General features: G+C 62.5%; 5 protein-coding genes and 1 pseudogene. 5 read left to right on the plus strand and 1 reads right to left on the minus strand.

What is annotated here, in order from left to right:
* From WAW17_RS07200 to WAW17_RS07215, 4 genes and pseudogenes are all read left to right on the plus strand, one after another.
* A pseudogene (locus tag WAW17_RS07200) lies at positions 1-454 on the plus strand (ATP/GTP-binding protein); the annotation flags it as partial.
* A complete protein-coding gene (locus tag WAW17_RS07205) occupies positions 451-741 on the plus strand; it encodes a hypothetical protein (RefSeq protein ID WP_422332309.1) in 291 nt (96 codons plus the stop codon). The pseudogene WAW17_RS07200 and the gene WAW17_RS07205, both read left to right, overlap by 4 nt.
* Positions 738-2,573 carry a type IV secretory system conjugative DNA transfer family protein gene (locus WAW17_RS07210; protein ID WP_422332310.1) on the plus strand — a complete coding sequence of 612 codons (1,836 nt, stop codon included), beginning with the start codon at positions 738-740 and terminating at the stop codon, positions 2,571-2,573. The genes WAW17_RS07205 and WAW17_RS07210 overlap by 4 nt, the downstream gene beginning before the upstream one ends.
* On the plus strand, positions 2,570-3,160 hold the full coding sequence (locus tag WAW17_RS07215; protein WP_422332311.1) for a hypothetical protein: 591 nt from the start codon (positions 2,570-2,572) through the stop codon (positions 3,158-3,160). The genes WAW17_RS07210 and WAW17_RS07215 overlap by 4 nt, the downstream gene beginning before the upstream one ends.
* A 165-nt stretch (positions 3,161-3,325) precedes the next feature.
* Here WAW17_RS07215 and WAW17_RS07220 read toward each other — a convergent pair whose 3' ends face one another.
* Positions 3,326-4,246, minus strand: a complete 921-nt coding sequence (locus tag WAW17_RS07220; protein ID WP_422332312.1) for a hypothetical protein — start codon at positions 4,244-4,246, stop codon at positions 3,326-3,328.
* Between the two features lie 287 nt (positions 4,247-4,533).
* Here WAW17_RS07220 and WAW17_RS07225 point away from each other — a divergent pair, with 287 nt between their 5' ends.
* Positions 4,534-5,457, plus strand: a complete 924-nt coding sequence (locus WAW17_RS07225; protein ID WP_422332313.1) for a DUF2971 domain-containing protein — start codon at positions 4,534-4,536, stop codon at positions 5,455-5,457.
* Positions 5,458-5,699 lie beyond the last annotated feature (242 nt).

Raw genomic sequence — 5,699 nt, forward strand, 5'->3', positions numbered from 1 at the left:
CGTGATCAACACCTGGCTCGCGAATGTCCTCGCCTCCCGCTCTGCCGACCTGAACCAAACGTTGTTGCTGGTCGAAGAGGGCTGGCATATCGCGGACGGGTCCACCGGCAAGGTATTCCGGGAGAACATGAAACTTTCCCGCGGCCTGGGCCTTTCCACGGTGTCGGCGTTCCACCACATTTCCGACCTGTCGCCGGAATCACCGGCCCGGGCACTGATGAAAGAGGCGGGCATTGTCTTCCTCTACGGCCAGGAACGGGTCGAAGACGCTGAGGAGACCGCCCGGATGTACCACCTGCCACCGGGTTCGGTGGAAATAATCATGTCCCTCGACAAGGGCCACTGCCTGGTCAAATACGGCAAAGCCGACCCGATCCTGATGCAGCACGTCCGCTCGGACATCGAGATCGCCCTCACCGACACCGACGAAGTGATCAAGGGAGAAGCAGCATGAGAAGCCGCGCCGACACGATCTTCCTCACCGCTGCGCAGGCGGGCCACGCTCTGATACTCGCCGTAGTGCTGTGGTATCCGCCGTTCTCGTGGATCAGCGCCGTCTTTGACGACGTCCTCACAGCGGTGCTGTCGCATGTGCTCGGTGTCGGGGCCACCGACATTGCCTCCGCCACGGTCACCGTGGCGGGTATCGCCCTGATCATCCATGCCGCCTTCGCTGCCCTCATCACGGTGGCCGGCCCTCACCCGCAGTACCAAGAGCCGCATCGTCAGGAGATCGCATGAGCACCCCACAGCACCCCACCCCGCGTGTGCTGCCCTATGGGTTCTTCCCAGCAGTGAGCTTCGTCGCCGGTGTCGTGTTCAGTGTGGTCGGCGGGGGTTTCCTCTCCGGACTCCTCGCCGGCCACGGCGGGGCACTGCCGACCGGAATGTACGGGGTCATCGATGTCTTCACAGGCCTGTTCACCTCGCCTGGCGATCCGGCCGCGGCATGGCCGCATGACAGCCAACCTGGGAGACCGGTGTTGACCTGGGCCTGCATCATTGTCCTTGCTCTGGGCTGCCTCGCTGCCGGGATGTTCGCGAGCACCCGGTTGATGCTGCGCCAGGCCCAGCGGAAGTCCCGCGAGCGTGGCCACGCCGACCGAAACGAGCTGGTCGTCCGCGGGTTGACCCGGAAGGAAGCGGTCAAGGCCGCCAAAAGCAACCGGATGTCACTGCGAGAGACCGCGAACCGCAAGATCGACGCCAACAAGGTCGCACTGCGCCTCGGCCGGCTCTACGGCAGCCGATCGGCCGCCGACAACGTGTTCTTGCAGTACCGCGACGGTGTGATGATCGAGGGCGCCACCGGATCGGGTAAGTCCTGGCGCATCGCCTGGCACCGCATCGTGGCCTCGGCCGGGTTCGCGCTGGTCACCTCGACTAAACCGGATCTGCTGTGGTCGACGGTCTCGCATCGCCTACGGGCCGGCAAGGTGCGTGTGTTCGACCCGGAGGACATCACTCGGTGGCCGAAGAATATGCGGCTGCGGTGGTCACTGCTGGCGGGCTGCGACGATCCCGACACCGCTATCCGCCGCGCCGCAGCGCTGGTGAACGTGCTGCCATCCGATGACTCGAAGAATGCTTCGTACTTCAAGGGCAAGGCCGCCGTGTTGATGCGCTGCTACCTGTATGCGGCGGCCCGGCTGGGTAAAGATCTTCGGACGGTGCGGGTCTGGTCCGCCTCTCGCGGCGTGCAGGAGGTCCGCGAACTCCTCGCCGCGGAACTGCCCGACTGGGCGGCAGACCTCGAGCAGATCCTCGACTCGAAATCCGACTCCTCCGACGACGTCCTGGGCGCCACCACCCAGCTGCTCGAGTCGTTGGCCTCTCCGATTCTCCTCGCCGCGGTCGACGTGCCGATCGACGAGTCCGAAAACCTCGAGGAGCTGGTGGCCGGACCGAACACCGTCTACCTGGTCTCCGACGGAAAGACCGGCTCCTGCCGGGCGTTCACCTCCGTCCTCGCCGCCGAGATCTATCACCTCGGTAAGAAAGTCGGCCGTCAGATGCCGCAGGAACGGTTGGATCCGCCGATGTCACTGATCCTCGACGAGGTCAACAACGTCGCACCCATCCCAGACCTGCCCTCGCTGATCACCGACTCCGGCGGCGGCGGCATCTCGATCTGGGCGTTCTCCCACGGCGAGCTGCAGAACAAGAAACGGTGGGGCACCTACGAGGGCGAGATGTTCACCACTACCTCACCGGTGCGAGTGATCCTGCCCGGTCTGATGGACGACGCGGAATTAGCGTCGATCTCCCGGTTGCTCGGCGACTACGACGAATGGCACACCCCGCAGCACGCCCCGAGGTCGCGGCCGGTGATGTCGATCCGAAACCTGCGGGAAATGCCCGCCGATCAAGCGATCATGCTCTACCGCGGCGCCGCACCGGCATTGATACACCTGCCAACGGTGTGGAATGTGCCAGCGGTCAAAGCCGAAGTGGATTCCTCCGAGAGGGTCTACAACCGGATCTGCGAAGAAGGCGAGCTGCCGGACTGGGCTTCGGAACAGGTTGAGACAGCAACTAAGTCGGCACCATCCGAGCCGGTGGCGATGTCGTGAGCGACAGGTTCACCCCCGGCCCCTTCGCCTGGCCCCACCTCGACGAAACCGCCGCGAACGAGCTGTGGACGGAACTGATCAAGTGGGTTGCCTGGCTGCGGGAGCGCTACGCGCTCCGGGAGGTCCGGCCCTGCTGGTTTCATCACGGATCGATGGTCGAAGAACTCACGGCAGCGATGTCGGCGTGGAAGGCCACCTACGGCGCGGCCAAGGACACGCACTACTCCACCGGCCCGGCGTACTGGCAACAGCAAGTACTCGCCCCCATGCTGGGGCGATTCCGGGCCAGCGCCGAGTTCGAGACCTGCACGGGTACGAAGTGTGACTACCAGGAGAAACCTCGCGCGGTTCTCGACGATCTCGCCGAATTCATCGCCGCGGACATCGCGAGCCGTTCCACCGTCGGCTTTGGTGCGGGAATCGCTGCGGCGACGCCGGCCTCGGTCGATGTTGCCACGATGATGGGTTACATCGACCAGGGCGATGCCGAACCCGAAGATCCAGCCGACGAATTCTCACCTGTCGTGTGGGAAGGCCGGCGGTGGGAAATCTCCGACCACACCGGGAACTATCACCCGGTGGACTAGGACTCGGTGCGAGTACGCCCATGCTCACACCGCGGTGATCGCCATCGAGTTGTACGAATTTGTCTCCGCCTAGGAATCCGTACACGGGCGCTGGCAGTCACCACACACAACCCCCGGGGCGCTCTACGGGGCGACCCGGGGTTCTGTGGTTCCCAAGTAGTGCGCTCAGTACACCTGATGGTCCCAGTAGCACTCCTGCCCATCTTCACGGTTCTCGTAGCGAATACCGACCTCATGCATCCACTGAGAGAACCGGACGCACAACGCCGCCAGTGTCGAGGTCAACAGGTCGTGAGTGCACGGCTCGTCGGCGGCCGGGACACCACGCAACAGTCGGAGGACGTCAGGCCACAATTGCTGCAGGTAGCGATCCCACCCAGGCGACAGAGGCTGCGGAGGTTCCGGTTCACGTCCGGCAACAACATATTCGGCGGCGAGGTATGCGAGAGCCTTGAACATCTGGCACGCAGCCGTCATCGTCACATAGAGCGCTCTGTCGATGTCAGTTTCGACGAGCGCTCGAACCCCGTTGATGGCCTCCCTCATAGAACTGAGGTCGCGGACGAAAACTGATTCTCGGCTCGTCGCGCTCGGCGCAATCCGGTTCGCCGCAAGCTCACAACGATACTCATCGAGTGCTTCTGCCAGGTTCTTTCGGTACGCGCGAGGTGTACGCGCGCAGATGATGTCCTCGCGGTAGTACTCCCCATCTGTACGAGCCAGATGCAACAGCACATGCTGTGGCTCATGCGCAGCCGTGTGGCGGATCGAGCGTGTCCGGTGCCTTCTGTCCGCTTGACTGTTTGCTTCGGCGTCGAGGAGATTCCCGGCGTCCAGCACAATGTCGAAGGTCCCATCTGGCGCGGCTATAGTCCTTGCGACGGCTACGTTTGCGCCTCGTTCGGTGGTGTACGCAGCTTCGACCGCGACATCATGATCGCGAAGGATCGAATCCACCGAATCAGTGAAGGATCCGGACAGCCGAATCCGAGTGGTCACATCGTTGGGCAAGATGGTCCTGGCCATCTTCCTGAATAAACCGACACGTTCGTATGCAGACCCTGACGGACGCTTGAATTCGGCCACGACGTTGGGGTGCAGGTGCTCGTAGAGAACCGTGACGCTGGTAGCTCTCGTAATCTGGGGGCGCGTGATGGTGTTGGGCTCCACTCGCGCGGGCTTAGGCGGACGGTTCTGGGACTTCCGGCTGTGCTTCTTCGACAAGGTGCGGTGTCTCCTTCGCAGCGAGATGAAGTCACCTCTCCACGAAGTGATCTCATTCATTATGGGTGGGCGGTCGGACACCACCTCGTGCTACGCGACACCTTGCACCCGGATACGACCGAGATGTTCCCAGTACCTACGATGCCGTAATGGCCGTCGAATTGCCGGATACGCTGCACCATTACACGACAGCAGCAGGGCTGTTGGGTATCGCTCAACCGGTCAGACTAGGGGCCCTGTCCGAGAAGTCCGGCATGGAGGACGTCCCCAGAACTCGCTCGATCGCTCTGTGGGCGACGGACGCACGGTTCCTGAACGATTCGGCCGAGCTCAGATATGCGGCGGCCGCGTTGGCTGACCGGATCCGAGATTGTGTCCCGCGCAACGATTCGGTCGTCGCAGCCCGCATGGATGCTTTCGCGGAGAAGCTCCGCGACGGGAAGTTCACCGGTGACGGTTACGAAGACGGGCTCCCACACACCGCGTATGTCACCAGCTTCTGTCAAAAGGGCGATCTTCTCAGTCAGTGGAGGGGGTATGGAGCGAATGGGGGAGGCTACTCGATCGAGTTCCGCACAGCCGCACTGACAGCTCTAAACATCCCGTGGGGACGGGCAGGAGACGACGCGGTGGGGTACATCACTGAGTCCTCGCTACACAAGGTCATCTACGGCCTCGATGACGATCTCCTCGAAAAGACTGCGGAAAGCATCGTCGACCCGGCCAGCTACTCGTCGGCGATGACCAACGCAGTGACAGCCCTTGCCCAGTTCAAGAACCCCGCTTTCAGCGAAGAGGATGAGTGGCGGCTGATCTTCGGATCCGGGACGTACTACATGCCGTGCATGTACCGGACGTCCGCAGCCGGTGCTGTCGTGCCGTACGTACAACTCCACAGATTCCAGTGGGACCAGCCGCTCGACCCCTATTCGGTACCGTCCGCGATCAAGTCAGTCACAGTGGGACCAGGCCCAGACCAGGGGATGCGACGGGAGTCGGTACTTCAACTGCTACGGCAACGTGGATTCACGGACGTGACCGTGCGCTGTTCGGAAACACCCTACCGGGGCTGATCCTCTGGTCTTCAGCCCGTTGAGCAGGGACTTCGCACGGTGAGCTAGTTCGATCGGGTCTCTGTTTACTGATGGCGATCACTGCCGATTGCTGTTTATTGATGGCGATCAATGCCTATTGCTTTGCTATAGTGCATGTGTAGCCATCCCATTGCGGTGGGATTGGAAGTGAGCCGCAGGATTACTCGCCGGACGACGAGGCCTGTGGCTCGCGTCGTTTCCGGACTAGATCTGTTTGAGGT

Source organism: Rhodococcus sp. (in: high G+C Gram-positive bacteria) (genome assembly GCF_049286785.1).
Taxonomy (GTDB): domain Bacteria; phylum Actinomycetota; class Actinomycetes; order Mycobacteriales; family Mycobacteriaceae; genus Rhodococcus_F.